Origin of the sequence: Vibrio owensii (genome assembly GCF_002021755.1) — a bacterium.
Taxonomy (GTDB): domain Bacteria; phylum Pseudomonadota; class Gammaproteobacteria; order Enterobacterales; family Vibrionaceae; genus Vibrio; species Vibrio owensii.
In genome coordinates this window covers 200804-226059 of sequence record NZ_CP019960.1, presented here as the reverse complement: position 1 = coordinate 226059, position 25256 = coordinate 200804, and the positions used below count along the sequence as shown (strand labels likewise).

The following is a 25256-nucleotide window of genomic DNA, read 5'->3' as shown; positions in this document are numbered from 1 at the left end:
TGCCTTACTCCACCGTCTGCTCTTCATAAAGCAGCAATTGGATTTCGCCCGCTTCATCAAGCTCACGAACCAGCTGCATAATATCTTGGCGAGCGCGTTGTACTCGGCTTAATACCACAGCACCGCGCAGCTCCATATCGTCTTCCAATGCTTTCGCCATGCGTTGTGGCATTGAACGTTTGATGGTTTGCTGCAAGGTAATCTCGGAGCCTTTTAATGCCACCGCCCACAATTCCAACGGGATTTGCTGAACAAGCGCATCCATGGTTTCTTCGCGCTGACGGCCAAGCACCATAAAGTCGAACATGTTCTCTTCGATTTCGTTGACCACGTTTTCGTCGTGCAACTTGAGCATTTCCATCAAGGATGCGCGGTCACCTTCGAATCGGTTAATGATGTCTGCGGCTTGTTTCACGCCCGAAAGCGGTGTGCTTTGACTTGCTGACACTTTCTCGATGCAACGTTCCACCAGTTCATGCAAGTCATTCGCTACTTGATGATCGATGTCTTGCAACTGAGCGATGCGGAACAAGATTTCATCGTGGTAATCCTGAGGTAGATGCTTTAAGACCGCCGAAGAGCTGTCTGCTGGCAAATAGGCCAAGAAAATAGCTTGCATCTGAGGGTGTTCATTGACAATAAAGCGAGCCAACGTTTCTGCTTCTACCCATTGTAAACGCTGCATGTTGTTGCGAATTTCATCGCCATACAGATTATTGAGTAAACCTTTCGCTAAGTCATTACCCAAGGCTTTACGCAGCGTATTCGATAGGTACTCTTTTGAAGCACCACGAATACCACTGTGTTCACGAAAATCTTCGAAGAAATGTTGAATCACCCCTCGTGCAGAATCACTCTTAATGCCATTCAACTTCGCCATTGCACGTGTGACGCGTTGGGTTTCATCTCGGCTGAAGTGTTGCAACACTTTGGCTGCCGCATCTTCACCCATGCCCAACAGCACAAGTGCGGTTTGTTCTACATAACTAAGCGTCTGCTTTGACGTCGACTGCGCTGTGTTCATTGATGTTTACCCATTGTTTCAGAATTTCGGCTACACGCTCTGGCTCTTCGTTAGCAATAAGCTGTAGGTGTTTCAATTGAATCTCGAGTGGAGAGCCTGCTGGCGGCAGCATGTCGCTGTTTACATCCAAGCCAGACGACACGGCAATGCCTTTCTCCGACAGTTTGCGGTTAAGCACTTCTTCTCGCTCACGCTCTTCACGTGTCTGAAGGTTGTCGTATTCCGGCTCCACTTGTGGCTCGGCAAATTCAAGCTCTGGTGCTGGTTTGTCCGCGCCCGTTAGGTGCATGATCAAAGGACGAAGCACGAAGAAGATCATCGCTAAGCCCAGCATGCCGCCAATTACGTAGCGCAGTGGCTGCTGTACCGTCGGGTCTTGCCACCAAGGCAGTGCTGGCGGCGCATCAATCTCAATCGGAGTGAAGTTAAAGCTCATCAAACTTAGGCTGTCACCACGAGTATTTGAGATGCCTACTGCGTCCATGATCATGGTTGAGATCTGAGTTTTGTCCGCTTCACTCCAAGCAACGCCGTCTGGTGCCGCTTGCGAGTTAAGCAATACAGAAACGCTCAATTTTTCGATTTGGCCTTGCTGGTACTGAGTACGACGCACGCTACTGCCAACTGCATACTGACGGTTGATCTCTGAGCGAGCATTGGTGTTCTGGCTATCGTTGGTTGGCGTTTCACCGGTTACTGGCGGTTGATTGCTTAGAGAGCCAGGAATGCCAAGCGCAATTTGATCAACGGAATTGTTTTGAATGGTGTGCTCGTTACGAACCACTGGTGCGTTATCGAGGATCTCTTGGGTTTCCTCGACTTGGCTGAAGTTCATGTCTGCCGCAACTTGTACGCGGAAGTTACTTGGCCCCACGATTGGCGTTAGCATGTCTGCCGCACGTTGGATAATCTGCTTCTCAACACTCTTTTGGTATTCAAGGTACTTCGCGTTGACTTTACCCGCCTCGGCAGAAGCGACGTCAGCACTAAGTAGTCGGCCGTATTGGTCAATCACTGAAACAAATTCTGGCTTCATTGCCGTGACACTGCCAACCACCAAATTGATGATCGCTTCCACTTGCTCAGGCTTAAGATCTTCACCCGGCTTGAGTTCTAACATGACAGAAGCCGAAGGGTTTTCCGTGTTTTGACGCACGAATAAGGTTTGACGAGGAATCGCTAAGTGCACACGCGCGTTGGCTACCGCATTCAGCGACATGATAGTGCGCACTAACTCCCCCTCTAAACCATGGCGGTAACGTGCCGTTTCCATAAACTGACTCGTACCCAGAGAGCTGTCTTCTTTCAATGAATCCAGACCGGTTGGCAGTTTGGCTTTGACACCTTTCGACGCAAGCAACATGCGGATACGGGCGACTTCACCTTCTGGAACTAATACTTGGCCATTTTGCTCTTGCATGCGGTAGCTGATGCCTTCAGTTTCTAATACCGACACAATTTCGCCGATATCAAAACGCTCTTGCTGACTGTAAAGCGGACGGAAACTTTGCGAAGAACTCCAGAGCGCTACCACGATGATAGCCGCAACAATGGCCGCTAAAACCGCAGACAATACCAAGTTACGTTGGCTGCTTGACCACAGTTGCTTGAGTTTATTGGTTACGTCATCCATCCCACGGTTTGGGGACAGAGTCTGAGTGGAGCCGGCATGCATTGCAGAATTTCCGGCCACTTGAGTGGATAGTTCTGACATGGGTTACACCGGCATCTTCATGATATCTTCAAAGGACATGACCACTTTGTTGCGCACTTGCATCAAAGCATTGAAAGAAAGGCTCGCCTTTTGACTGGCGACCATCGCACCGACCAGATCGTCACTCGCGCCGGTTTCAACTGCGGTCATTTTTTGGCTTGCTACCGATTGATGTTGATTGACCGTGTCGAGCACATTGGTCATCGCTTGTGAGAAAGAAATCGGTGCATTCAAAGTCTGTTGATCTAACGGGTTTGCACTCACAACAAATTCAGGTGGCTGAGCTTGCGTTCGCATCGCCTCCATTTTAGACAGCATTAATTGCTCTGCTGAGACTGCATTAGTTGGTTGACTTGCCATCTACTTTTCTCCTTTTAGGCAGCCGAGCCAAGCGCCGACTGTAAATCAATACCGTGTTCGCGCATTGCTGCAAGCTTGTAACGTAACGCCCGAGTAGACACACCCAAAGCGTTGGCGGTTTTGGTTCGGTTTCCACCAAACTGACGTAATTTATCTAGGATGAATTGGAACTCGGCTTGCTTCTTCGCTTCGACATGACCAAAGCTAGAAACAGGCTCAGCGGAAGGCACTGGCGTCAGCAATTCAATCGGCAGCATTAGATCATGAGCCGTGATGTAATCCCCATGGCGCATGACAAGTGCTCGTTGAATGACGTTTTCGAGTTCACGAATATTGCCCGGCCAGTGGTACTGGCTTAGCGCAGCAATGGCATCTTGGGACAGATGACAACGGCTGCTATCTTGGTATTTTTCAATAAAGAATTGGCTGATAGGTAAGATGTCTTCTTTGCGCTCACGCAATGGCGGCCAATGCAATGGCAGCACATCTAGGCGGTAGTAAAGATCTTCACGGAACGTGCCTTTTTGCACTTCTTCACGCAAGTCTTTGTTGGTCGCGGCGATCACTCGGATATCCAACTGAATCGCTTTGTGGCTGCCAACACGTTCTACTTCGCGCTCTTGAAGTACACGTAACAACTTTGCTTGAACCGCCGGTGACATTTCACCAATTTCATCGAGCAGAATCGTGCCGCCATTGGCCTCTTCAAACTTACCACTTTGCGAATTCGTGGCTCCGGTAAATGCCCCTTTCACGTGACCAAACAACACCGCTTCCAGCATTGATTCTGGAATAGCGGCACAGTTAACGGCAACAAACGGGCCATCATCACGAGGCGATTGTTCATGAACGTAACGCGCCAGCACTTCCTTACCCGTGCCAGATTCACCAGTAATAAGCACGCTAGCATTGGTACACGCGGCGCGATGCGCGAGTTGAAGCACTTGTTTACTGCGCCATGATTCGGCAACGATGTTTGCCAGTGGTTTGCCCAACGCTTCTACACGCTTGAGCAAGTTCAGCAATTGGTTTGTTTCAAATGGGCGAAGCAAGTAATCCGTCGCACCCGACTTCATCGTCTCCGCCGCCAAAATGCCCTGCTCTTGGTCAACAATCGCAATCACCACGCCAGCATTACGCTGCTTTTGATGACAAGCGACAAACTCACGCACACACATGTCCGGTAAGTTTGAGCTGACCAACGTAATGCAAGCTCGCTCTTCCAATAGCGCGCTGCGACCAGTGCGGCTGTGTCTTGCGGAATAACCAGCGTTCCCGAGAACATCAAGCACTGGTTGAGCAAGGTGTTCATTTGGCTCAACCAACAAAATATCCGTTTTCGTCATCATTGAACCTTTACCTTCTCTTGTTGGGTTTGTTGTTTTGCTTCTGCGTTGTTGGTAGCAACGTTGATTTTGGCAACCACACGCTCGTTGTCTCGAACAAGGCGCAACGTCACACGACGGTTTTTAGCTTGTCCCGCTTGCGTGTTATTGCTTGCTATTGGGTATCGCGAGCCATGAGCACGAACTTCAATCAACGAACGGTCAACGCCTAGTTGAACCAGAGCTTCTGCGACTTGCTCCGCTCGCTGGCGAGATACGGTTAAGTTCGCCAATTGAGAGCCAACATTGTCGGTATGACCATCAACCAGAATCTTGGTGACGCGGTCATCGACAGAAATGTAGCTGTATAAAGCTACGATAGTGCTTTGTTGGCTACGACTTAGTGTTTTTTGGCCAAACTGGAATGGCAAGTTCACATCACGAGCTTGGGAGTACGACAACTTCGGCAACTGCGCTCGACATTGATTGAATGATGCCAACGCATTTTGAATTTGAATGGTTGGTAAGGTGACACCACTGATGGCGGAATCATTCTTTCCGCTTAGTGACAACGTAACCCAACTTCCGGAAGTAATGGCTTTAAGTAGAGACTCCGTCCCATGCGTGAAAGCAAACTGATTCGTTGCTGTTGTTAATGCAAGAGAAGCCTCTTCTTTCCTTAAAAGCTCTTTTTCCCAAGGAGCACTCTCACTAAACAATAAAACGTTATTCCATTTATTGTTGTTATTGTGAACGTCAGCAATAAATGTAACTTGGTTATTTGGTTCCGCTAGGAAATAAAACTTCCCCTGTGGAATATTTGAATGCATTAAGTTGCACTCAAATTTATTTCCTTTATATAGCCAAGTAGAAAGGTCCATGGGTATGGTGATTTTTTCACCTGCCAATGCAAAATTAGGTGAAGTTAAACCAGCTAATAGGAATACTTTAGAAAATATTATCAAACCTCTTCTTCGCAGGTATTTATCACACAACCCTGACATTGAAGGTTTAATTAAATATGCCATTGGATGAAAAAATTTGGCATAGGTAATCATATTAATTCCCTATTCTGAAATATTAAAAGTGGTCATTAATCGTTCACACAGCTTAGAGAAGCATTCGTCGAAAGACTTTTTTAGACCAACAAAACAATGAGTTACAAAGCTCAAATTGAAAAAGCTGCCGTTTTCCCTATCAGCATAAACTGACCGAATTAACAACAACTTAGCTAATAATTGTTATAATTTTTTATTAACTCTTTTATAAGTCAAAACTAACTCTTTTTAATTTTTATTAAAAGTACCTATGGTTAGCTTCAAATCAACATGTGAACTAAAGTCACAATCTTTAAAGTTGAAACTAAAGGATCATAAAAAAGTCTGTGTAGACTGTCCGCAATTAAGTTAAAACAGTTTCGTTTGTTAACGCACGGTAAAATATAAATGGAAAGCAGAGTTAACGAGCCTATTTCCGACATCAAATTGCTTGATGTAGAGTTGCTAGGCAAACCTATTCATATCATTCGTGAAAAGCTCGAAAGTTTGATTTCAGAATCTTGTTCAAGCCTAACCAATGAATTACAAAATTGGCTCAGCTCCAACAAAATCGAAGCGAATTTAGTTGCAGTAGAGCTACACAGATTCTCGCCAACGTTATTGGATAAAGACCAAACCTCCACTTATCAGCATCAAGATGGTGGCATGGTGTATATCCACGGAGACGCACAAGCACTAATCAAACTGGCTGACCGTTTTTACGGTGCGGCAACAGAGCGTACTTCTACTAGCTTGACCGCGAGTGACCTGCGCCTTCAAGAGCGTATCAGTCGAATCATCATCAACTGGCTAGCGCCTCAAGAAATGTGGCAACCCTGCGAATATGAAACGCCACGAGGCATCGGTCTGCATGCTGAGCTTTCAATCGCGTTTGAAGATTTCCAAGGTGCCATTCATCTCAAGCTTGATAGCACCATGATTCAAACCTTGATTGAGCAGCTAGCCCTTCATAACGATGCGGATTTGTATCAGCCGTTTTGTCGCTCGTTAGAGTCAACCCCCGTACGTCTTAACGTCGTTTTGAGCAAGAAAACCATGGCATTGAGTGATGTGGTTGGATTACAGCCAGACGATATTTTGCCAATCGAACTTCTCAATACCGTGCCAGTGAGCATTGGTAACCAAACTCTTTTCTCTGGTCGTGTTGCAGAACAAGACGGTCAGCTTGTATTGATCTTTAACCCAGATAAGGAATCGCAGCGATGAGCGAAGCGCAAGAGAACCAAGCATTCGACGCCGATGAATTAAACTTTGACGATTTTCAATTAGAAGATTTCGAAACCGAACAAGCTTTCGCTCCAGAGCCCGTTGCTGAGCGCGATTTGAGTTTCTTCAAAAGCATCCCGGTTACCGTGACACTTGAGGTGGCGAGCAAAGAAATTCCTTTGGGTGACTTGATGAAAGCCGGTGAAGGAACCGTGATTGAACTGGACAAGCTCAATGGCGAACCGCTTGATGTAAAAGTAAATGGTTCCCTAATGGGGCAAGCGGAAGTCGTGGTCATTAACGACAAATATGGCCTGCGCCTGATCAACGTTCATGATTCTGCGCTTAACAGCGTAGGTCGATAATTTCAGGTGGGTTGTGCGATGAATGTTCTGGGTGCCAGTCAGCGTCGATTACCTTTATTGGTGATTGCATTGCTTGGTGTGCTGTTGTTTACGCTTCCAACCATGGCTGCTGACAACGGTTTAACCATCTTATCCGTTTCCGACGGAGACACGCAGCAAGAGTACAGCGTTAAGCTGCAGATTCTATTGCTGATGACGGCGCTCAGCTTCTTGCCAGCTTTCATACTCATGGCCACCAGCTTTACGCGCATTATCGTGGTATTGGCGATTCTGCGTCAGGCATTAGGTCTACAACAAAGTCCACCAAACCGTGTGTTGGTCGGCATTGCACTGGCATTGACGTTACTCATCATGCGTCCTGTCTGGACCGATATCCACGACAATGCTTTTAAGCCTTATGACAATGGCGAAATCACCTTGATGCAGGCGTTTTCGGTGGCCGAAAAACCAGTGCGAAACTTTATGTTGGCACAAACCCACCAAAGCTCGCTGGAGCAAATGTTGCGCATTGCCAACGAGCCCATCGACCAAAATGTGGAAGACATTTCGTTTGCGGTCGTGTTGCCGGCTTTTGTCATCAGTGAGCTGAAAACCGCGTTTCAAATCGGCTTTATGTTGTTTATCCCGTTCCTGATCATCGACCTTGTCGTCGCCAGCGTCTTGATGGCGATGGGTATGATGATGCTGTCACCTCTGATCATTTCTCTGCCATTCAAATTGGTGGTGTTTGTTCTGGTCGACGGTTGGGCAATGACGGTCGGCACACTATCCGCCAGCTTTGGGTAGTGGGGGCGCATCATGACACCGGAACTCACCGTTACCCTATTTTCTGATGCCGTTTGGCTGATCATCTTGATGGTGGCCGTTTTGGTCGTACCGGGTTTGATTGTCGGCCTGTGTATTGCTGTATTTCAGGCTGCTACGCAAATTAACGAGCAAACGCTAAGCTTCCTGCCACGTTTGTTGGTCACGCTGCTAATGGTGATTTTTGCAGGTCACTGGATGCTGCGAAAAATCATGGAACTGTTTGATTTCTTGTTCCACAACATTCCGGGGATGATCGGCTAATGGCGATCACGTTTGCGGAACTATCCGTGATTCTAGGTCAGCTTTGGTGGCCATTTTTTCGCGTCGGTGCCGTGTTCATTTCCATGCCATTTTTTGGTGACGCGTTGATTCCAGTCTGGGTTCGCAGCTTGCTTGCCCTCTCAATTGTGGTGATCACCGCGCCACTTATGCCACCGATGCCAGAAGTCGAACTGTTCTCAATGACCTCGCTTTTCTTAGCGTTTGAGCAAGCGATATGGGGCCTGATGTTCGGCTTAATCCTGCACATGTTATTCAATGTTTTTACCATGCTCGGCCAGACAATTTCATTGCAAATGGGCTTAGGTATGGCCGTGATGAACGATCCGGTTAACGGCTTGTCCGTGGCAATTCTCGGTCGCATGTTCCTTATCCTCTCAACTTTGCTGTTTCTTGCGCTTGAAGGGCATTTACTGGTTATCGACATCGTCATTCAGAGCTTTGTCGTTTGGCCGGTGGGATCGGGTATCACCGCCCTGTCTTTGCAAGGCGTCGTGAATATCTTTGGGTGGATGTTTGCTTCTGCGTTGGCTCTCGCATTGCCAGCTATCGTTTCCATGCTGCTCGCCAACATCAGCTTTGGTGTGATGAACCGAGCCGCGCCCTCTCTAAACGTTTATGCTCTGGGCTTCCCGATGACCATGCTGTTAGGTTTGTTCAGCGTGTTGATCTCTGTTTCTGGGGTGCCAAGTCGCTATACCGCGTTAGTCCACGACACCATTCGTTTCTTAAATAACTTTATGTTGGGGGGCGCATGAGCGAACAGTCGTCTCAAGACAAAACCGAGAAAGCCTCCCCCCAGAAGGTAAAAAAAGCCCGTCAAGAAGGGCAAATTCCTCGTGCAAAAGAATTCACTACCGCGGTTATCTTCTTAGCCGTTGCGATGTTTTTCTATTCCCAGCTCAATAGCATTTGGGAGAGCATGTCGGGCGTATTCCGTTACAACATGACCTTAACCAAAGCAGACCTAGAAAACCCAAAACAATTGGTGGAGCACCTTGGTCAGAGCTTGGCGGTGATCATTGAGATGCTCTTGCCTCTCTTCACGGTCATCATCATTGTCACCTTTGGCAGCAGCATGGTGTTAGGCGGCTGGATGTTCCGTCCGGCGAACGTGCTACCGAAACTGAGTAAGCTCAATCCTATCTCGGGTATCAAGCGTATTTTATCCACTCGCTCAGTGGTGGAGCTGGTTAAATCCACCGTCAAAGTATTAGTCATCTTCGGCATTCTTTATGGCTACCTAGACAACCACCTTCAGCCACTGCTTGGCATGCAAAACTTACCACTTAGCCAAGGCTTCTCACTGATCATGTCGATTCTGTTTGAAGGTCTGCTGCTGATGGGCTTTGCCCTGTTGTTGTTTGGGGTGATTGATATTCCTTATCAACGTTGGGAGCACCTCAAAGAACTGCGCATGACCAAACAAGAGCTGAAAGAAGAATTTAAGAACAACGAAGGTCGACCTGAAGTTAAACAACGCATTCGCCAAATTCAGCAACAGTTCGCACGTCGAAAAATCGACAAAATGGTGCCCACCGCAGACGTGGTGATCACCAACCCTACCCACTATGCCGTTGCATTGAAATACGAGCCATCCCTGTCCGATGCACCATTTGTGGTGGCAAAAGGCGTCGATGAAACCGCCATGCACATTCAACGCATCGCACGCGAGAACAAAGTTGAGATCATCAACTCGCCGCCGCTGACTCGTTCGATTTATCACACCACGGCGATTGAGCAAGCCATACCAAGCCAGCTCTACATCGCCGTGGCACACATTCTGACTTACGTTTTGCAATTGAAAGCCTTCCGTAAAGGGGATGGAAAAGAGCCAACGCCTTTGCCTCATTTTTCAATTCCAAAGCATTTGCAACACTGATTAACCCGCGTTTACCCAAGGACACCAGAGTATGTTTAACCGGTTAAAACAACTTCAAACTTCCACCAAAGGCTACATTGGCATTCCAATCGTCTTGTTGATGGTACTGGCGATGGTCATCTTGCCTTTGCCACCCTTGCTATTGGATGCGCTGTTCACCTTCAACATCGTATTAGCCATCTTGGTATTGTTGGTCAGCACCACAGCGAAGCGACCACTCGACTTTTCGATTTTCCCAACCATTCTGTTGGTCGCGACCTTGCTGCGTCTTACTCTGAACGTGGCTTCAACGCGTATCGTATTGCTTGAGGGTCACAACGGCGGCGATGCGGCTGGTAAGGTGATTCAAGCCTTCGGTGAAGTGGTGATCGGCGGAAACTACGTGGTCGGTATGGTGGTGTTCATCATCTTGATGATCATTAACTTTGTCGTGATCACCAAAGGTGGCGAACGTATTTCTGAAGTATCAGCACGCTTTACCTTGGATGCGCTACCGGGCAAACAAATGGCCATCGATGCCGACTTAAACGCAGGCTTGATTGACCAAGAAACTGCGCGTCAACGCCGCAAAGAAGTGGCAAACGAAGCGGACTTCCACGGTTCAATGGATGGTGCATCCAAGTTTGTTCGCGGTGATGCGGTTGCCGGCTTGCTGATCCTGTTCATCAACATCATTGGTGGTATCAGCATTGGTGTGTTCGAACACGGACTACCAGCATCAGAAGCCTTCAAGACTTACGCCCTACTGACCATCGGTGACGGCTTAGTTGCTCAAATTCCATCACTTCTACTTGCTACCGCTGCCGCTATCATCGTAACGCGCATTAACGACAGCGATAACGGCATGTCGGAAACCATGCACAAGCAGTTGCTTGCAACACCGGCAACCTTGTTTACCGTAGCGGCGATCATGGCTATTATTGGTATGGTTCCGGGAATGCCTCATCTCGCGTTCTTCACCTTTGCAGCAGTATTGGCGTTTGCAGGTTGGCGACAGAGCAAAAAGCCAGTGCAAGATACGCAAATCGACCAAGTAGAAGCACTCTCTCATGCCATGCAGGAAGAAGAAACCGCACTTACTTGGGACGATATTCCTCATGTCCATACCCTGTCTCTTGCGTTGGGCTACCGATTGGTTCACTTGGTTAACAAAGAGCAAGGTGCACCTTTGGCGCAGCGTATTCGCGGTGTTCGTCGAAACCTGTCCGAGCAAGTGGGCTTTCTACTGCCGGAAGTGCGTATTCGCGACAACCTAAGTTTAAAGCCGAACCAATACACCATTGCTCTGAACGGCGAAGTGATTGAACAAGGTTTTATCGAGCCAGAACGTTTGATGGCGATTGCTGTGGGTGAAACCTATGGCGAAGTGGATGGTATTCTTGGCAGTGACCCAGCCTACCAATTGCCTGCGGTTTGGATTGAACATCAAGACAAAGCGAAAGCGCTAAACATGGGCTACCAAGTGGTTGATGATGGCACGGTTATCGCCACACACATCAGCAAAATCATGAAAACCAATTTGGCTGAATTGTTTACTCATGACGATGTTGAAGCCATGACTCAACGTCTTACGGCGCAAGCGCCAAAATTGGCTGAAGCCTTAGCCGCTGCACTAACGCCAGCACAGCAACTTAAGGTTTACCGTCAGCTTCTGCTCGACCAAGTGCCATTGAAAGACATTCGCACCATCGCTAACACCATGTTGGAATCTTCAGAAAACACCAAAGATCCGATTTTACTCGCGGCGGATGTACGCTGCGCACTTAAGCGAACCTTGATTAACTTGGTTGCGGGTCAGAAAAACGAACTGAACGTCTACGCCTTGTCTGATGAACTTGAACAGATGTTAATGACGTCGTTGCAACAAGCTCAAGCCGCAGGCGCTGTCATGCTCGATAGCTTCCCAATCGAGCCAAACATTCTTAGTCAGTTCCAACAGAACTTGCCTTTGATTCGTCAGCAATTGAAGCAACAAGGGCTGCCGCCAATCTTATTGGTCATGCCTCAGCTGCGCCCATTGCTGGCACGATATGCACGTACCTTTACCCAAGGATTGGCGGTACTGTCTTACAATGAAATTCCAGAAAACAAACAGATCAACGTGGTAGGAAACCTTGGTTAATCTCATCTCAACAAAAGCGATGTACGACTATCTGTGCGATCTCGCACTGCAACACATTGTCACGGACGACGACCAACTGGTGTTTGATGCACTTAAACACAATGACATTCAACACGCCTGTCAGGCGATCCGTGAAACCAAAACTGGCGAGGTGGAATACCAACACCTCACTCTACGCTTTGGCCTACGTGGGGAGCAGAGTGTCTATCAGTTTGAATTGTCAGAGCAAATGCAATATTGCTTAGATTTATACAGCTTGTATTTAGCGCTGCGCCAAACACAGTTCCAACTTGAGACCTTTCATCCCGACCTTATCAGCAATGTCGTCGTACCCATTCGTGTTGACGCTTTGTTGTGGCAGGCAGGCGGCTATTTTTTGAATCAGATGATTCAATTCCACAAAGCGGCATTTCAGCATGTGGTGCCCTCTTTGCAGGCCGATGAAACCCTGTGCCTGCACGAACGAGTCACCACTTTGGTTGAACAACTGAAAGACAACGCGTATGCCTTATGGTTTGAAATCGCGACCAGCCAAGCGCACTTTGAGCGCATTGCTGAGTTTGAACCCGACATGATCAAGCTGTCCGTCACCATGGAAAACAAACAAGATCAACACGCGTTCCTACCTATAGCTCGCTTCCTGCGTCGTAACCAATTTCCTTGGGTAGCCGGAAGAGTCGCAAGCCAAAATGAACTCAACCGCTACCGCTTACTTGGTGCGAGTTATTACTTTGGCTATTTCAGTGATATTCCCACTTCATTGTCGTTTAAATCGTTCGACGATGAATAAACAGGGGTGACGATAAAGGGTGAGTTCAGCAATAAGAACTCGCCCTTTTTTATGTCTGAACAGCCTTAAAATGCGGATTTTCTGGAATAGATGTCACCAAAAATCATCAAATTAGGCGATTTCGAAAAAATTTTTAAATTTCCAATTAATCATTAAAACCAACCGACCGCCTCTAGTTAGTGAGCGGGGCGATAGTCCCACATTGAACAATCAAGGAGAACAGATTATGGCTCTATCAATGCACACTAACTACGCTTCGCTGGTTACTCAAAACACGCTAAGCAATACAAACAACATGCTTAACACTGCGATGGAGCGTCTAAGCACGGGTTACCGCATCAACTCAGCAGCAGATGACGCTGCAGGTCTGCAAATCGCAAACCGTCTAGAAGCTCAGTCACGTGGTATGAACGTTGCGATGCGTAATGCACAAGACGGCATCTCAATGATGCAAACCGCCGAAGGCGCAATGGACGAAATGACTAACATTGCTTACCGTATGAACGACTTAGCAACGCAAGCTGCAAACGGTGCCAACTCTGATGCTGACCTCGCTTCTTTATCATCAGAGTTCCAAGCTCTAGGCGCAGAGCTAGAAAATATCATCACAAACACTAACTTTGGTGGTAACAATTTACTTGATGCAGGCGGCGCAATCAGCACCGGTGTAACATTCCAAATCGGTGCTTCGCAAGCAGAAACACTAAGCATTGGTGGTACTGGTGCTGCAAGCACTGATGGACTAGCTGCTCTAAAGGCCTTCGCAGCTGATGCTAAAGCGGCTGATTTCACAGCAGCTGGTGGTGACTCACCACAGTCTATGATGGATGCGTTATCTGTTAACTCTGACACGCTAGCTGATGGCACCGCTGGTACTGCTGCCGATGGTGGTGTTATTGGTCAACTAGGTGCTGTTCGTTCAGACCTAGGTGCAAGCATTAACCGTCTTGAACACACAATGGTTAACCTAGGCAACATGGTTGAGAACACATCTGCAGCGAAAGGCCGTATCACTGATGCAGACTTTGCTGTTGAATCTTCAAACATGACTAAGAACCAAATGCTAATGCAAGCAGGTACAACAGTTCTTTCTCAAACTAACCAGCTGCCAGGCATGGCAATGTCGCTACTGCGTTAATAGAACCTTTCTATTCGCTAACAACGCGCAAAATTTAGTTCGTCCGAAAGCTCAAAGCCTCCCCTTCATCCGGGAGGCTTTTTCTTTGTCTGCTTTGGAAAAGCGTTCTAGCGACGGATGTAGATGGAAGTGGCTTCGTTAGTGTGGTTAGCAGGAATACGGAAACCAGCTTTTAGCATGGTGTTGTGCAAAACCTTGTTGAACAGCTCCAACTCGGCAGACTCTACTCCTCGATGAGGTTGATACGCTTTGAGTTCAGGGAATCGAGAGATCGCTTCTATGCGGATGTTCGCCAGTTCTTCGGCATTAATGTTCTGTTTACTGCGTAGTTTAGTGCCAATGAAAGCCTCATACGCACGGGCACACTTCATCAGTCGTAAAACAAATTCATTCATTACTGTCGTTCTTTTTAGTCGAATTGGGGGGAATAGCCAGACGTTAGCAACCACAAAAATTGCAGGGGCATAAGATAGCAAACCTTTGCATTCAGACAGGATCAGAAAAATCTGAATCCTTTAGCAGTAAACGCCGAATTCTGCTCGTTATGCATACAACCCCATACCTCTCCTTTCTTTCCTCCATTGGATTAAATCTTTCAGCCCTTTTGGTCGCCTGTTTTATTTGGGAAACCCCTTTAACCATCAAGGGGAAAGCGGAACCAACAAGGTGGAAAAAGCGCTTCCTCCCAACTAACAAAAAATATCGTAAGACACTGTTTTATATAGATATAAACATCAGGCACACATCTTGCGATTGAGTATTTATTACTGGCACAACAAAAGCCAAATACAGATGAGAGAGGGAGCGACCTCATGAGTTCGTTAGATCCAATTACCATGGCAACCCAGTTCGCCACGTTAGATGTTCAGCCATTTCAACAGCGCTACCAATTGCAAGCCGATCGATACCAAGCGCAGCTTACTGCTTTAGGTAAAGTGGAAAGTGCACTGCGTGAATTCCGCACTGCGGTTAACGAGATGAACAGCAGCACAAACAGCATCATCAAGAATACGGCAACAACCTCTCAAGATGGCTTTTTCACCGCGAGTGCCGATGCGAACGCGTTAGTCGGTAACTACCAGATCTTTGTTGAACAAGTCGCAACGTCACACCAAATATCTACCGGCATGCCAGCAAATCTAGATGCCTCAACAGAAGTTCCGACTGCCGGCACTCTAGAGTTCACCATCAACGGTGAAACTATGACGTTAGATATGTCGACGGTAGATACCGACGGCGATGGCAAAGCGACCGTGACAGACCTAGTCAGTGCAATCAACAACAACCCTGATAACCCAGGCGTAAATGCCACACTTGTTCGCTCAAACGGACAAACACACTTCATGCTCTCTAGTACCGAGACAGGCGTGGCAAACACCATCAATGTCAGTGCGACGGGAACAGGGCAAGCTTGGTTTGAAGATGCGTTCACCAACACGACAGAAATCAGCAAACCACAAGATGCTGTTATCTGGCTTGGCGCGGAAGGAACTGGTCTTCAACTCACCAACTCTAGCAATACTTTTGAAGGCGTGATTGGTGGTGTCGATATTACCGTCACCAAAGCACAAACCTCAGGTGACGCACCTATTTCAATGGAAGTAGGAACGGACAGCGAAGGCACGAAAGAACAACTGAACAAGTTTGTCGAAGCCTATAACTCCTTAGTCTCTACACTCGATGAATACACTCAAGTTGGCGGGGAAGATAAAGCCCGTGGCGTTTTGGCCAGCGACCCAACCTTACGCTCTATTGAAAGCCAACTAACTAGCTTAGTTCGTGGCGAACATGGAGGCATGCGTTTAAGCGAAGTCGGTATCACTCTTGATCGAAACGGCAAAATGAAAGTCGATCAGGATAAGTTTGCCGAAGCACAGAAGAACAACAGTGCCGCACTAGAAACCATGTTTAACGGTGATGGCGCCCTGCTCGACTCGCTTGATGACATGGCAGAACCATTCTTGAAGTTCTCTTCAGGCACGTTCAATTCTCGCAAAGATGCGCTGCAAGCCAACTTAGACCGAATTGAAGACAAACAAACCACTTTAGAACGCAAGTACGAGATGTCGTACAACCGCTACCTAAAACAATTCACTCAAATGAACACCTTAATGACGCAAATGAACCAAACCATGTCGATGTTTGGTTAAGGCTTTAGGAGAAGTACTCATGCTAATGGATTCCGGCTACGACTCATACCAACAGGTCGATCTTGATGCTCAAGCTGCATCAGCCAACCCACACCAACTCGTCGTCATGTTGATCGATGGGTTACTCGATGAAATAGAACGTGTTCGTGGCCATCTGGCGGCAAACCGTCTGGCAGAAAAGGGAACGGGTATCAATAAGTGTATGAATATCCTTATCGGCCTGAGCAGCGCGTTAGATGAAGAAAATGGCGGAGAGATCGCGGAAAACTTACGCCAACTCTATGACTTCTGCCAAGTCGAACTGTATTACACCAGTGTACAGAATGATGCAGCGCGCTTAGACAATGTTGAGCGTGTAATGGGTAACATTCGAGAAGGATGGATGAACTTTGGACAGCAAGCATAAAGTGTCGCCAGAGCGATTTCGCCACTTGTCAAAACTGATCCAAATCGCCACTAAAACGGCCGATTGGCAAGCGCTTAAACGTTACGACTTACAATTGCGCGAACTGCTGATCAGCCATAAGCCATTTTTGAAAGATCCGAAACTCGCACCGGAAATCCAGCGAGCAAAAGCCGTGCATGCGTGCGCGTTCACGGCATTGGAAAAAGCCACCAGCGAGCTAAAACAAGAAATGAATATGGTGAACGATCAACAAGAGCGTGCCATGGCTTATCAACTCGCGATGACGATGGAGCTAACGCAATGATGGTAACCAATTCAGTGCCTGCAAATGCGTCTTCTCAGTCGTCATCGTCGGGCAAAATTTCACAAGCGCGTTCAGAACAAGGCTTTTCGAAAACCGATGCAGCCTCGGTAAATCAACAGGGCCAAACCAACGCACCTCTTGTGGTGGCGGGGTTTCGTTTAAATGCACAAGCCTTACCAGCGCAAGCTACCCCACCAGAAGCTGACACACAGGAACTCAACGCTGAAGTCAGCCCTGATGGCGCGTTACTGACTGCGGTTCCTGCTATTACGGATCTCGCCACTCAAGCGCAAGCTCTCATCCAAGGAATGGGTAAAACCGAGCTCAAGCAAGGCGAAACCAACCAACTTGCGCAAGTATCGGCAGGTCAGTCTTATCAAAATACAAATGTCGGAAACCAAGCAAACCCAATGCTTAACGCCACAGTGCAAGAGAGCCCAAACGCCCCTCAAACCGGCACAACAAGCGCACTAAAGGTGTCGGCTTCGGACTTGCAAACTCTGCTTAATCAACCCGTTCAAGGGCAAGTGCTAGCGGCCAGCTCACAAACGCACACAGCAACAGGGACGCATTCGAACCCAACCTCACCATTGGCAGCGACTCCAGCTCAAGGTGCGGAGTGGGCGGCGGTTCGCGTGGATACCAGTTCTGGTAAATGGGGCGAGCAGATGATGCAAGTGCTGCAAGACCGCGTGACTTTGCAAGCTCAGCAAAACCTACAAGAAGCTAAAATCCGTCTCGACCCACCAGAACTGGGCAAGTTGGATTTGCTGGTACGCGTGGAAGGTGACCGCCTGAGCGTGCAAATCAACGCCAATACCGCCGCAACTCGTGAAGCCTTGATGCAAGTGTCTGAGCGCCTTCGCACCGAGCTTCAAGAGCAAAACTTTGTGCATGTAGATGTCAACGTAGGTTCGGACCAAGGTCAAGAAAGACAAGCACATGAAGGTGCTCAAGAAGAGACAAACATCTTCGCTGCGCGTGATACCAACGCATTTCAAACACATACAACAACAAACTATTCAGAGCATTGGCTGAACACTCAAGCCTAATTAATCATCGAGGAAAAAGGTTATGACCAAACAACAAATGATCGCCCTGTTTATCGCCATGATCATCACCAGTGCCCTCGTTTCCGCTGCCACTGTGGTAGGCGGTATTTGGTACCTCAACAAAAGTTCGGAGTCTTCTTCATCTGAATCGAGCGTGAGCACTTTCTTGGAAGATTCACCGCTGGCTTTCTTAACTGGTGAGCAACCGACGACGAAAGGCCCAAGCTTTCATCCATTAGACAAAGTGGTTCTAACCATCAAAGGTAAAAAGCAGACGCACTTTGTGATGCTTGAGCTTGCCGTGGAAACACGCCGTCCTGAACGCATGAAGAACATTGATGCTTACATGCCAATGGTACAAAACTCACTGCTAAAACTCTTCAGTGACAAAACCTTTGATGAGCTACAACAAACGGGCGCTATCGATATTCTGCAAAGCGAAGTGAAAGAAACCCTACTACTGGCCTTTGCAAAAACCGACATCGTGCGCGATATCGATGATGTTCTGCTGACCAAATACGTTGTGCAATAACGGAGCACAGCTATGTTGGAGATGAACTTACAGGAAAGTTATACCGCGACGGAGGAAGTGAATACTCCGTCTCGCCCGATTGATGAAAACGCCTTGCTGCAACGTCATCAAGTCATGGTTAAACGCGTGGTCAACCAACTGCGCGTTCACGCGACCTCTCATTGCAGTATTGAAGACATGCAGCAAATTGGTTTGATAGCGCTTGTCGAAGCCGGACGTCGTTATGGGGATGTGGATGACCCACACTTCCCCGCTTTTGCTGTTTGTCGTGTTCGTGGCGCGATTTTGGACGAGCTTCGCCGTTTAGATTGGCGCTCTCGCAAAACCCGCCAACAAGCGCATGAGTTGAACGACGTAACCCGAGACCTCACTCGTGCACTGGGCAGAATGCCGACCGATGCGGAAATCATCAAAGCGCTTGGCACTGACGAGCAAGACTTCTACAACCGTCAAAATGCAGCGTTGGCGGGCGAAATGCAAAGCCTCGACCAACTGATGGAAACAGGTGGAGACAGCCACTTCGGCGGCCAATACGACGGTATGGAGCATGAACACATTCGTCGCAGTTTAGACACCGCACTTGGCAAAATGTCGAAGCGCGATCAGCTCTTGCTCACCTTGTTCTATCAACACGAACTCAACCTCCATGAAATCGCGCTCGTGCTCGACCTGACACCACCTCGCATCTGTCAGTTGCACAAACAAGCGCTTAAACAACTCAACCAATTAATGTCCTCTTAGGAGTCACAAGATGCAAAAGTTTTTTGGAGCCATTACCGTCCTGATGTGTGTCTTCGGCGGATACATGTGGGCAGGCGGTAACCTCGGTGCAATTTGGCAGCCAGCCGAGTTTTTGATCATCATTGGCGCGGCCGCTGGCTCACTGATCATCGGTAACCCGCCACAAGTGCTAAAAGAAATGCGCCAACAAGTGCGTGCGACCATCTCTGGCCCACGTGAAGAGTACGAGTACTACATGGAACTGATGGCGCTGCTGAACAACTTACTTGAAACCGCACGCAGCCGTGGCTTTAAGTTTCTCGATTCTCACATTGAATCACCAGAGCAGAGCTCGATTTTCCTTGCTTACCCACAAGTCAGTAACGATCACCGCCTTATTTCTTTCATTACCGACAATTTACGTTTAATGGCAATGGGACAAATGTCGCCTCATGAATTAGAGGGACTGTTAGAACAAGAAATCGAAGCGATTCAAACCGAGATGCTCCTACCTTCACGCTCTATGCAGCGCACGGCAGAGGCACTTCCAGGGTTCGGTATTCTTGCAGCAGTCGGTGGCATCATCATCACCATGCAAGCCATTGATGGCTCAATTGCGTTGATTGGTTACCACGTTGCTGCCGCCCTTGTTGGTACATTCATTGGTATTTTCGGTTGTTACTGTTGTTTAGATCCACTCAGTAACGCCATGGCTCAACGAGTTAGACGAAACATGACGGCTTTCGAATGTGTACGCGCCACTTTGGTTGCTTACGTTGCGAAGAAGCCTACCTTGCTCGCTATCGACGCTGGCCGTAAACACATTCAGTTAGACATCAAACCAACTTTCAACCAAATGGAGAAGTGGCTAGCTGAACAGGAGGGATAATGCAAAAACAAGAGCATGTGGTGTTCAAACGCGCAAAAGCACATAACCATGACGAGTTTCATGGTGGCGCGTGGAAGGTCGCGTTTGCCGACTTCATGATCGCGTTGATGGCGCTGTTTCTTGTCCTTTGGGTCATGCAAGTGGTCGACAAGGAAGAGCGCAAAGCCATTGTGGCGCACCTTCATAGTTCGAGCGTTTTTGATAAGAGCTACGGCAACCCTTTCGATACCTCACAAAGTATCTCTCCTATCGACTTGGCACAGGACTCTTCTGTGCCAAGTAAACACAACTCCAACCATGTCGTCAGCTCGTTCTTCCAAGGTGACGGCGATGGCCCAGAGATTGACTCGCTTATCCCAGGCAATTTCGATACCCAAGAGCAACTTGCTCTGCTGGCAAAAGTAATTGATGAAGTCGTCGGACAAATCAGCGCGCAAGGTAACGTTAATGTCACCATCACACCGCAAGGTCTGCGTATTGTTTTGCAAGATGACTACAAGCAACACATGTTCAGTCGTGGCGGCGCTGAGTTGACCCCTTTCTTTGAAGACTTATTACTTGCGCTTGCTCCTGTGTTCGAACGTATCAGCAATCCATTGATCATCAGTGGCCATACTGACTCGACACCGTTCAAGAAGCGTTTTGGTCGACAATCAAACTGGGCGTTGTCCGCCTCTCGTGCGGATGTTGCAAGAAATACCTTGGTGGAAGGCGGCATGCCAGATGATCGCGTCATGCAAGTGACAGGCATGTCGGATCGCGCGCTACTGAATCCTGAAGAGCCTGACTCTAGCGAAAACCGTCGAATCGAGTTGTTTATTCTGACTACGCCAGCGGCACAAGTGTTGGAAACCTTCTTTGGTAATCAAGAAGACAGTGAGTTACAAAAGGCCAAGCAACAAGCGGAATTTAATCAGCCCGTCATTAGGCAAGAAGTGATTCGTTACTCGGTCGAACCGAGCGACCAAAAAGCTCAGATTCAAGACCTCTAACCCCCTAAAAGGTCACCAGTTTCTACCCTCTGCGTGACCTTTTATTCCCAACGATAATATTGCTGAAATTTGTTTAGTTGAGTTCGATATGCCCGTACCCGCGCCCAATAAATCAAAAAATGACTCGCTTAAAAAAGCCTTTCTCTGGCTGATCATTTTCGACTACCTATTGCTGGCGTTTTTTCTCACTCAGTTATCAAGCCTCAATCTCAACAGCGGCACCATGATTAGCTTGTTGCTCGTGCTCTATAACATCTTGCTGGTCTCTTTTTGCTACCAGCGCACCAGCAACCACGATTCTTACATCATCTACCCAGTACTTTCAGCAACGCTACTAGCGTTCGTCTGCTTTCTGTATTTCTTCTTTTTGGTGTGATTGTTACGCATCATTCGGTACCGACGTCTCGGGCAAAAATGACGCCAAACAGCACATGACAAATCAACAGAGGAAACAGCGCCTCAGAAAATGTCAGCCATGCCTTCCAAGAACAGTAAATGATGATCGGGTGTGCAATCAAAAGCACGTACCACAAGACCTTATTCAAGTAGACAAGAAAACGGGTATCAGCATGTTTCTTTTGAAAGTTTAGAGCGCCAAATGTCCAACATAGCATCGTCCATCCCATCATGGCTCCAACGAGAATCGTAATAGTAGTGTTGACCATCAAATACTTAGCAAACGTGCCTCTGATAACCATATGAAAGAAATGAAAAAAGGAAGCAATAATAGCTTCCTTTGAAAGTGATAGATGGGCTTTGAAGTGTTCTGTATCGGACTACCGAATCATCAAATAAAAGAGAACACCTGCCGTGAACCCTAATATGGCCAAAAATGTTGAGCTCGGTTTGCTGTGCTTCTCTTTCGATACCATTTGTTTGGCCATGTTGACTCCTTGTCTTTGGCGTTCCTTTTCGTTTCTGGGCTGATATTTAAGCCAGTACGCGTTCGCTGATCATCTTGTTGAACGAGACTAGATCAAAAGAGCCTCTGATTTCAAAGCGCACTCGCCCTACTTCACTGAGGAACAATTCAATCTCACAGTCCAGATCTAGCGTGCCTGAGGTTTCAATCGAGAATGCATTAATCTTGCTGTATGGCAGAGAGGTGTAGTCCACTTTTGAACCTGTAATCCCTTGCACGTTCGCTGCGATAACGCGCTTGTTGGTGAACACCACTTGATCACGTACCGTTTTGAAGCCAGCGAAAATGCTTTCTCCATCAATTAAGAATTTGTGGAAATCATCGCGCACCTTTGAGATTTCAATTGGCTTGAGTTTGAATATCGATGAGTTTTCGAAATCGATCATGGCGTTACCTTAGAATGTAAATAAAATCACTCATCAATTAATAGCAAAGTCTCTACCACGAGCCTATTGATTTTGGTGACTTTTCTAACTCCATCTCGTTTTTGCTCCTCACACCATGGTTATTTCCATCCTTGTCGCCATTGTTGCGTGTCTTTCAAATCATGCCAATCTAGCTCGCGCTCTCGCTTGGTCATAACCGCTTCAATCACGCATCTCACGACATTGCCTTCTTCATCAAACTCCATTTCTGAAATGATGAAGTGCTTCTCTTTGTTTACCGGCTCTGTCGCAGTCCATTTGCTGCGAAGTAACTTTTTAGGGTGAACTCGATTCATAACGCTCTGCCATTCATAAGAAAAAGTTTGCTTTTCATACGTATAAATTAGCAAATGCAATCACATTCAATGTCGCTATTTTTTTCTTCAATATCGTGTTTTTTCTTATTGGTTTGATCTCTTTTTCTGATACTTCCTGTTACTTTGAGTGTTCAAACAAACACAACACATCAAACAACGACAATGAAAAAAACAACACTTTTACTTGCTTCCGTAGCAATGGCGCTTTCCGGTGTCGCCCAAGCCGATAAGCTGGAAGATATCCAAAAATCAGGCACATTACGTGTCGGAACCACGGGCGATTACAAACCGTTTTCTTACTATGATGGCAAGACCTACTCTGGTTACGATATTGATGTCGCGAAGCACGTCGCGAAACAGCTCGGCGTAGAGTTAGAAATTGTTCGCACAAGTTGGAAAGATCTTCTGACCGACCTGAACCAAGATAAGTACGACATCGCCATGGGCGGTATTACCCGCAAAATGCAACGCCAACTGAATGCAGAACAAACCCAAGGTTACATGACGTTTGGTAAGTGCTTCTTGGTCGCTAAAGGGAAAGCCGAGCAATACAACACAATAGACAAAGTAAATCAGGCTTCAGTGCGTGTGGGCGTGAATATTGGCGGTACAAACGAAGCCTTCGCCGATGCTAATTTACAAAAGGCCAGCTTTACTCGTTTCGAAAATAACTTAGACGTACCGAAAGCTGTTGCAACAGGTAAAGTCGACGTGATGGTAACCGAAACGCCAGAAGGCCTGTTCTATCAAGTCACGGACGAGCGTTTAGAAGCGGCTCGCTGTGAAGACCCGTTCACCAAAGGTCAGTTTGGCTACCTTATTCCGAAAGGCGAACAGCGTTTGTTGAACACAGTGAACTTCATCATGGATGAAATGAAACTAAAAGGCATCGACGAGCAATTTATGCACCATAACTCGCTGAAGTAATTCACAGCCCATATCAAAAACCGTTCAATTTTGGGCGGTTTTTGTTGCTTCTTAAGATGCTTCACGCCATATTGTAATGCTGCGCTAATTTTACCGCACTAACCATCCTGCTGATGGTTCTAATATCAACCATGATTAATAGGTAAAATATGAAATTCTCAAGCACGCTTCCTCAAACTCATGAACAGCTTCTAAGTAAAATTCTTGCGGTATTTACTGCTGACCCACGTATTCTTGGCATTGGTGCAAGTGGCTCTTACGCCTCTGACTCTATGGACAAATACAGTGATTTGGATTTGGTCATCGCCATCAATCCTGAAGATTTTGACTCGGTAATGGCAGAGCGCTTTGCACTTATCGACCAAGTAGAAGGCCAAGTCGCGGCTTTCACTGGCGAACACGTGGGAGAGCCAAGATTGGTGATCGCAATCTACGCGCCAGATGCGATTCATGTCGATTTCAAATTTGTATCTTTACCCGATGCTGCGACTCGTGTTGATGACACCAAAGTGCTTTGGGAACGTGACGGGCAGCTATCGCAAGTCTTCGAGACTGCAGAGCCTCACTACCCTCAACCTGATCCACAATGGATTGAAGACCGCTTTTGGATTTGGGTTCATTACGGCGCAACCAAGATTGCGCGTGGGGAATACTTTGAGGCCGCGGAATTCTTGTCGTTCCTGCGCTCTGTTGCGATATCACCATTAGCCCTGAAACAACAAGGATTAACTCCCTCTGGCGTGAGAAAAATTGAATCACGCATGCCTGCGTTTACGGCGCAGCTAAAACAAACCGTCGCAATGCCAGAGCGAGAAGCGCTGATTCCTGCATTTGAAAAGATCGTAGAGCTGTATCTATCGCTGCGAAAGAACGAGCAAGTCAGTATTAAGCCGGAAGCTCAGCAGCTTTGTATGGATTACTTCCAGCAAGAGCTGAAAAGCGAGTAGAGCTCGCACAGCGTAGAAACAACGACAGATAAAAACAACACACAGAAACAACAAAGGGGATATCACTATCCCCTTTTTCATCGGTTTGATTCGCTGAGAGTGATTACATCACGCACTCTTTTGCTGCTTGTGCTTTCTCGATGCCTTCTTCAATCAGAGACTTGGTTTCTTCGCTGCCGATAGATGACATCACTTTGTCCATCACCTTATCCACTGTCGATTCAGAAGACGCTTCCACCAAACAAGCGTACGCATTGGCAATGTGTTCTTTCGCTTCAATAAGCGCTTCAGGGTCACTGAAATCCACATTCATTGCTTCTTCAACCGATGCCGCAAGTTCTTCTGCAGATTCCGCAGCATCACCAAATTGGTCTAGGTTAAACGCTTCTTCTACTGAATCCATCTGCTCTTGAACCGTATCAATCGCTTTGTTTGCGGCTTCTTGTGCTTGGTCAATGGCTTTGCTTGCGTCATCACAGCCGACAAGTGCCATTGCTAAAACCATTGTTGAGATTGTCTTTTTCATATTTGTTCTTCTAACAAGTAAATCGCTAATCATCACAATACGTGATTAGCCGATAGATTTTAATTCAAGAGTTGTAA

The 25256-nt window shown here is 47.3% G+C and carries 29 protein-coding genes; 20 read left to right on the top strand and 9 right to left on the bottom strand.

All coding sequences use genetic code 11. The features are described 5' to 3' along the window. Window positions 1-4: 4 nt before the first annotated feature. The 5 genes from A9237_RS17685 to A9237_RS17665 are packed head-to-tail and all read right to left on the bottom strand — an operon-like array spanning window position 5 to window position 5382. Entirely contained in the window at window positions 5-1024 is a 1020-nt protein-coding gene (locus A9237_RS17685) for a flagellar motor switch protein FliG (RefSeq protein ID WP_009704996.1), read from the bottom strand. After that, a complete protein-coding gene (gene fliF, locus A9237_RS17680) occupies window positions 987-2738 on the bottom strand; it encodes a flagellar basal-body MS-ring/collar protein FliF (protein ID WP_032802161.1) in 1752 nt (583 codons plus the stop codon). The genes A9237_RS17685 and fliF overlap by 38 nt, the downstream gene beginning before the upstream one ends. Window positions 2739-2741: 3 nt before the next feature. Further along, window positions 2742-3098 (bottom strand): flagellar hook-basal body complex protein FliE, encoded by a 357-nt coding sequence (gene fliE, locus A9237_RS17675; RefSeq protein ID WP_005435984.1) that lies wholly within the window; start codon window positions 3096-3098, stop codon window positions 2742-2744. Window positions 3099-3112: 14 nt separating this feature from the next. Further along, window positions 3113-4444 carry a sigma-54-dependent transcriptional regulator gene (locus tag A9237_RS17670; RefSeq protein ID WP_009704998.1) on the bottom strand — a complete coding sequence of 444 codons (1332 nt, stop codon included), beginning with the start codon at window positions 4442-4444 and terminating at the stop codon, window positions 3113-3115. After that, window positions 4444-5382, bottom strand: a complete 939-nt coding sequence (locus A9237_RS17665; protein WP_237358464.1) for a MotY family protein — start codon at window positions 5380-5382, stop codon at window positions 4444-4446. The genes A9237_RS17670 and A9237_RS17665 overlap by 1 nt, the downstream gene beginning before the upstream one ends. Window positions 5383-5868: 486 nt before the next feature. Between A9237_RS17665 and A9237_RS17660 the strand changes: the two genes are divergently transcribed. From A9237_RS17660 to lafA, 9 genes are all read left to right on the top strand, one after another. Next, the gene (locus A9237_RS17660; RefSeq protein ID WP_005435978.1) at window positions 5869-6687 is read left to right on the top strand and encodes a FliM/FliN family flagellar motor switch protein; all 819 of its coding nucleotides are present in this window, start codon (window positions 5869-5871) and stop codon (window positions 6685-6687) included. Beyond that, on the top strand, window positions 6684-7052 hold the full coding sequence (fliN, locus tag A9237_RS17655) for a flagellar motor switch protein FliN (RefSeq protein WP_005435977.1): 369 nt from the start codon (window positions 6684-6686) through the stop codon (window positions 7050-7052). The genes A9237_RS17660 and fliN overlap by 4 nt, the downstream gene beginning before the upstream one ends. A gap of 18 nt (window positions 7053-7070) precedes the next feature. Continuing rightward, on the top strand, window positions 7071-7838 hold the full coding sequence (gene fliP, locus A9237_RS17650; protein WP_078608850.1) for a flagellar type III secretion system pore protein FliP: 768 nt from the start codon (window positions 7071-7073) through the stop codon (window positions 7836-7838). 12 nt (window positions 7839-7850) lie between these two features. Further along, entirely contained in the window at window positions 7851-8120 is a 270-nt protein-coding gene (fliQ, locus tag A9237_RS17645) for a flagellar biosynthesis protein FliQ (protein WP_005375036.1), read from the top strand. Continuing rightward, complete coding sequence (gene fliR / locus A9237_RS17640; protein WP_078608848.1) at window positions 8120-8896, top strand: flagellar biosynthetic protein FliR; 777 nt, start codon at window positions 8120-8122, stop codon at window positions 8894-8896. The genes fliQ and fliR overlap by 1 nt, the downstream gene beginning before the upstream one ends. Continuing rightward, window positions 8893-10020, top strand: a complete 1128-nt coding sequence (gene flhB / locus A9237_RS17635; protein WP_078608847.1) for a flagellar biosynthesis protein FlhB — start codon at window positions 8893-8895, stop codon at window positions 10018-10020. Before fliR ends, flhB begins: the two co-directional genes overlap by 4 nt. Window positions 10021-10051: 31 nt before the next feature. Next, window positions 10052-12142: a flagellar biosynthesis protein FlhA gene (gene flhA, locus A9237_RS17630; protein ID WP_078608846.1), complete on the top strand. Its 2091-nt coding sequence runs from the start codon at window positions 10052-10054 to the stop codon at window positions 12140-12142. After that, window positions 12135-12932, top strand: coding sequence for an EAL domain-containing protein (locus A9237_RS17625; protein WP_086027696.1), 798 nt, complete (start codon window positions 12135-12137; stop codon window positions 12930-12932). The genes flhA and A9237_RS17625 overlap by 8 nt, the downstream gene beginning before the upstream one ends. Before the next feature lie 226 nt (window positions 12933-13158). Beyond that, window positions 13159-14070, top strand: coding sequence for a lateral flagellin LafA (gene lafA, locus A9237_RS17620; RefSeq protein WP_078608845.1), 912 nt, complete (start codon window positions 13159-13161; stop codon window positions 14068-14070). A gap of 107 nt (window positions 14071-14177) precedes the next feature. Here lafA and A9237_RS17615 read toward each other — a convergent pair whose 3' ends face one another. Further along, complete coding sequence (locus A9237_RS17615; protein ID WP_078608844.1) at window positions 14178-14465, bottom strand: hypothetical protein; 288 nt, start codon at window positions 14463-14465, stop codon at window positions 14178-14180. 417 nt (window positions 14466-14882) lie between these two features. On the opposite strand from A9237_RS17615, the gene fliD reads away from it, so the two are divergent. The 9 genes from fliD (at window position 14883) to A9237_RS17570 (ending at window position 21491) form a co-directional block, all read left to right on the top strand. Further along, entirely contained in the window at window positions 14883-16220 is a 1338-nt protein-coding gene (fliD, locus tag A9237_RS17610; RefSeq protein WP_078608843.1) for a flagellar filament capping protein FliD, read from the top strand. Between the two features lie 19 nt (window positions 16221-16239). Then, complete coding sequence (gene fliS / locus A9237_RS17605) at window positions 16240-16626, top strand: flagellar export chaperone FliS (RefSeq protein ID WP_045479820.1); 387 nt, start codon at window positions 16240-16242, stop codon at window positions 16624-16626. Next, the gene (locus A9237_RS17600; RefSeq protein WP_009705006.1) at window positions 16610-16930 is read left to right on the top strand and encodes a hypothetical protein; all 321 of its coding nucleotides are present in this window, start codon (window positions 16610-16612) and stop codon (window positions 16928-16930) included. Before fliS ends, A9237_RS17600 begins: the two co-directional genes overlap by 17 nt. Next, entirely contained in the window at window positions 16927-17982 is a 1056-nt protein-coding gene (locus tag A9237_RS17595; RefSeq protein WP_078608842.1) for a flagellar hook-length control protein FliK, read from the top strand. The genes A9237_RS17600 and A9237_RS17595 overlap by 4 nt, the downstream gene beginning before the upstream one ends. A 22-nt stretch (window positions 17983-18004) precedes the next feature. Next, entirely contained in the window at window positions 18005-18514 is a 510-nt protein-coding gene (locus tag A9237_RS17590) for a flagellar basal body-associated FliL family protein (RefSeq protein ID WP_078608841.1), read from the top strand. A gap of 12 nt (window positions 18515-18526) precedes the next feature. Then, entirely contained in the window at window positions 18527-19255 is a 729-nt protein-coding gene (locus A9237_RS17585) for a FliA/WhiG family RNA polymerase sigma factor (RefSeq protein ID WP_020195753.1), read from the top strand. A 10-nt stretch (window positions 19256-19265) separates the two neighbouring features. Beyond that, complete coding sequence (motA, locus tag A9237_RS17580; RefSeq protein WP_005435952.1) at window positions 19266-20123, top strand: flagellar motor stator protein MotA; 858 nt, start codon at window positions 19266-19268, stop codon at window positions 20121-20123. Further along, on the top strand, window positions 20123-21115 hold the full coding sequence (locus A9237_RS17575; RefSeq protein ID WP_078608840.1) for a flagellar motor protein MotB: 993 nt from the start codon (window positions 20123-20125) through the stop codon (window positions 21113-21115). Before motA ends, A9237_RS17575 begins: the two co-directional genes overlap by 1 nt. Before the next feature lie 88 nt (window positions 21116-21203). Continuing rightward, the gene (locus tag A9237_RS17570) at window positions 21204-21491 is read left to right on the top strand and encodes a hypothetical protein (protein ID WP_005435947.1); all 288 of its coding nucleotides are present in this window, start codon (window positions 21204-21206) and stop codon (window positions 21489-21491) included. A gap of 554 nt (window positions 21492-22045) precedes the next feature. Here A9237_RS17570 and A9237_RS17560 read toward each other — a convergent pair. Then, window positions 22046-22423: a PH domain-containing protein gene (locus A9237_RS17560; protein WP_005435945.1), complete on the bottom strand. Its 378-nt coding sequence runs from the start codon at window positions 22421-22423 to the stop codon at window positions 22046-22048. 119 nt (window positions 22424-22542) lie between these two features. Next, window positions 22543-22758: a TIGR02450 family Trp-rich protein gene (locus tag A9237_RS17555; protein ID WP_005435943.1), complete on the bottom strand. Its 216-nt coding sequence runs from the start codon at window positions 22756-22758 to the stop codon at window positions 22543-22545. Window positions 22759-22941: 183 nt separating this feature from the next. Here A9237_RS17555 and A9237_RS17550 point away from each other — a divergent pair, with 183 nt between their 5' ends. Continuing rightward, a complete protein-coding gene (locus tag A9237_RS17550; RefSeq protein WP_009705012.1) occupies window positions 22942-23706 on the top strand; it encodes a transporter substrate-binding domain-containing protein in 765 nt (254 codons plus the stop codon). Between the two features lie 149 nt (window positions 23707-23855). After that, entirely contained in the window at window positions 23856-24653 is a 798-nt protein-coding gene (locus tag A9237_RS17545) for an aminoglycoside 6-adenylyltransferase (protein ID WP_078608839.1), read from the top strand. A gap of 103 nt (window positions 24654-24756) precedes the next feature. Here A9237_RS17545 and A9237_RS17540 read toward each other — a convergent pair whose 3' ends face one another. Further along, on the bottom strand, window positions 24757-25179 hold the full coding sequence (locus A9237_RS17540; RefSeq protein WP_009705015.1) for a hypothetical protein: 423 nt from the start codon (window positions 25177-25179) through the stop codon (window positions 24757-24759). Window positions 25180-25256: the final 77 nt, after the last annotated feature.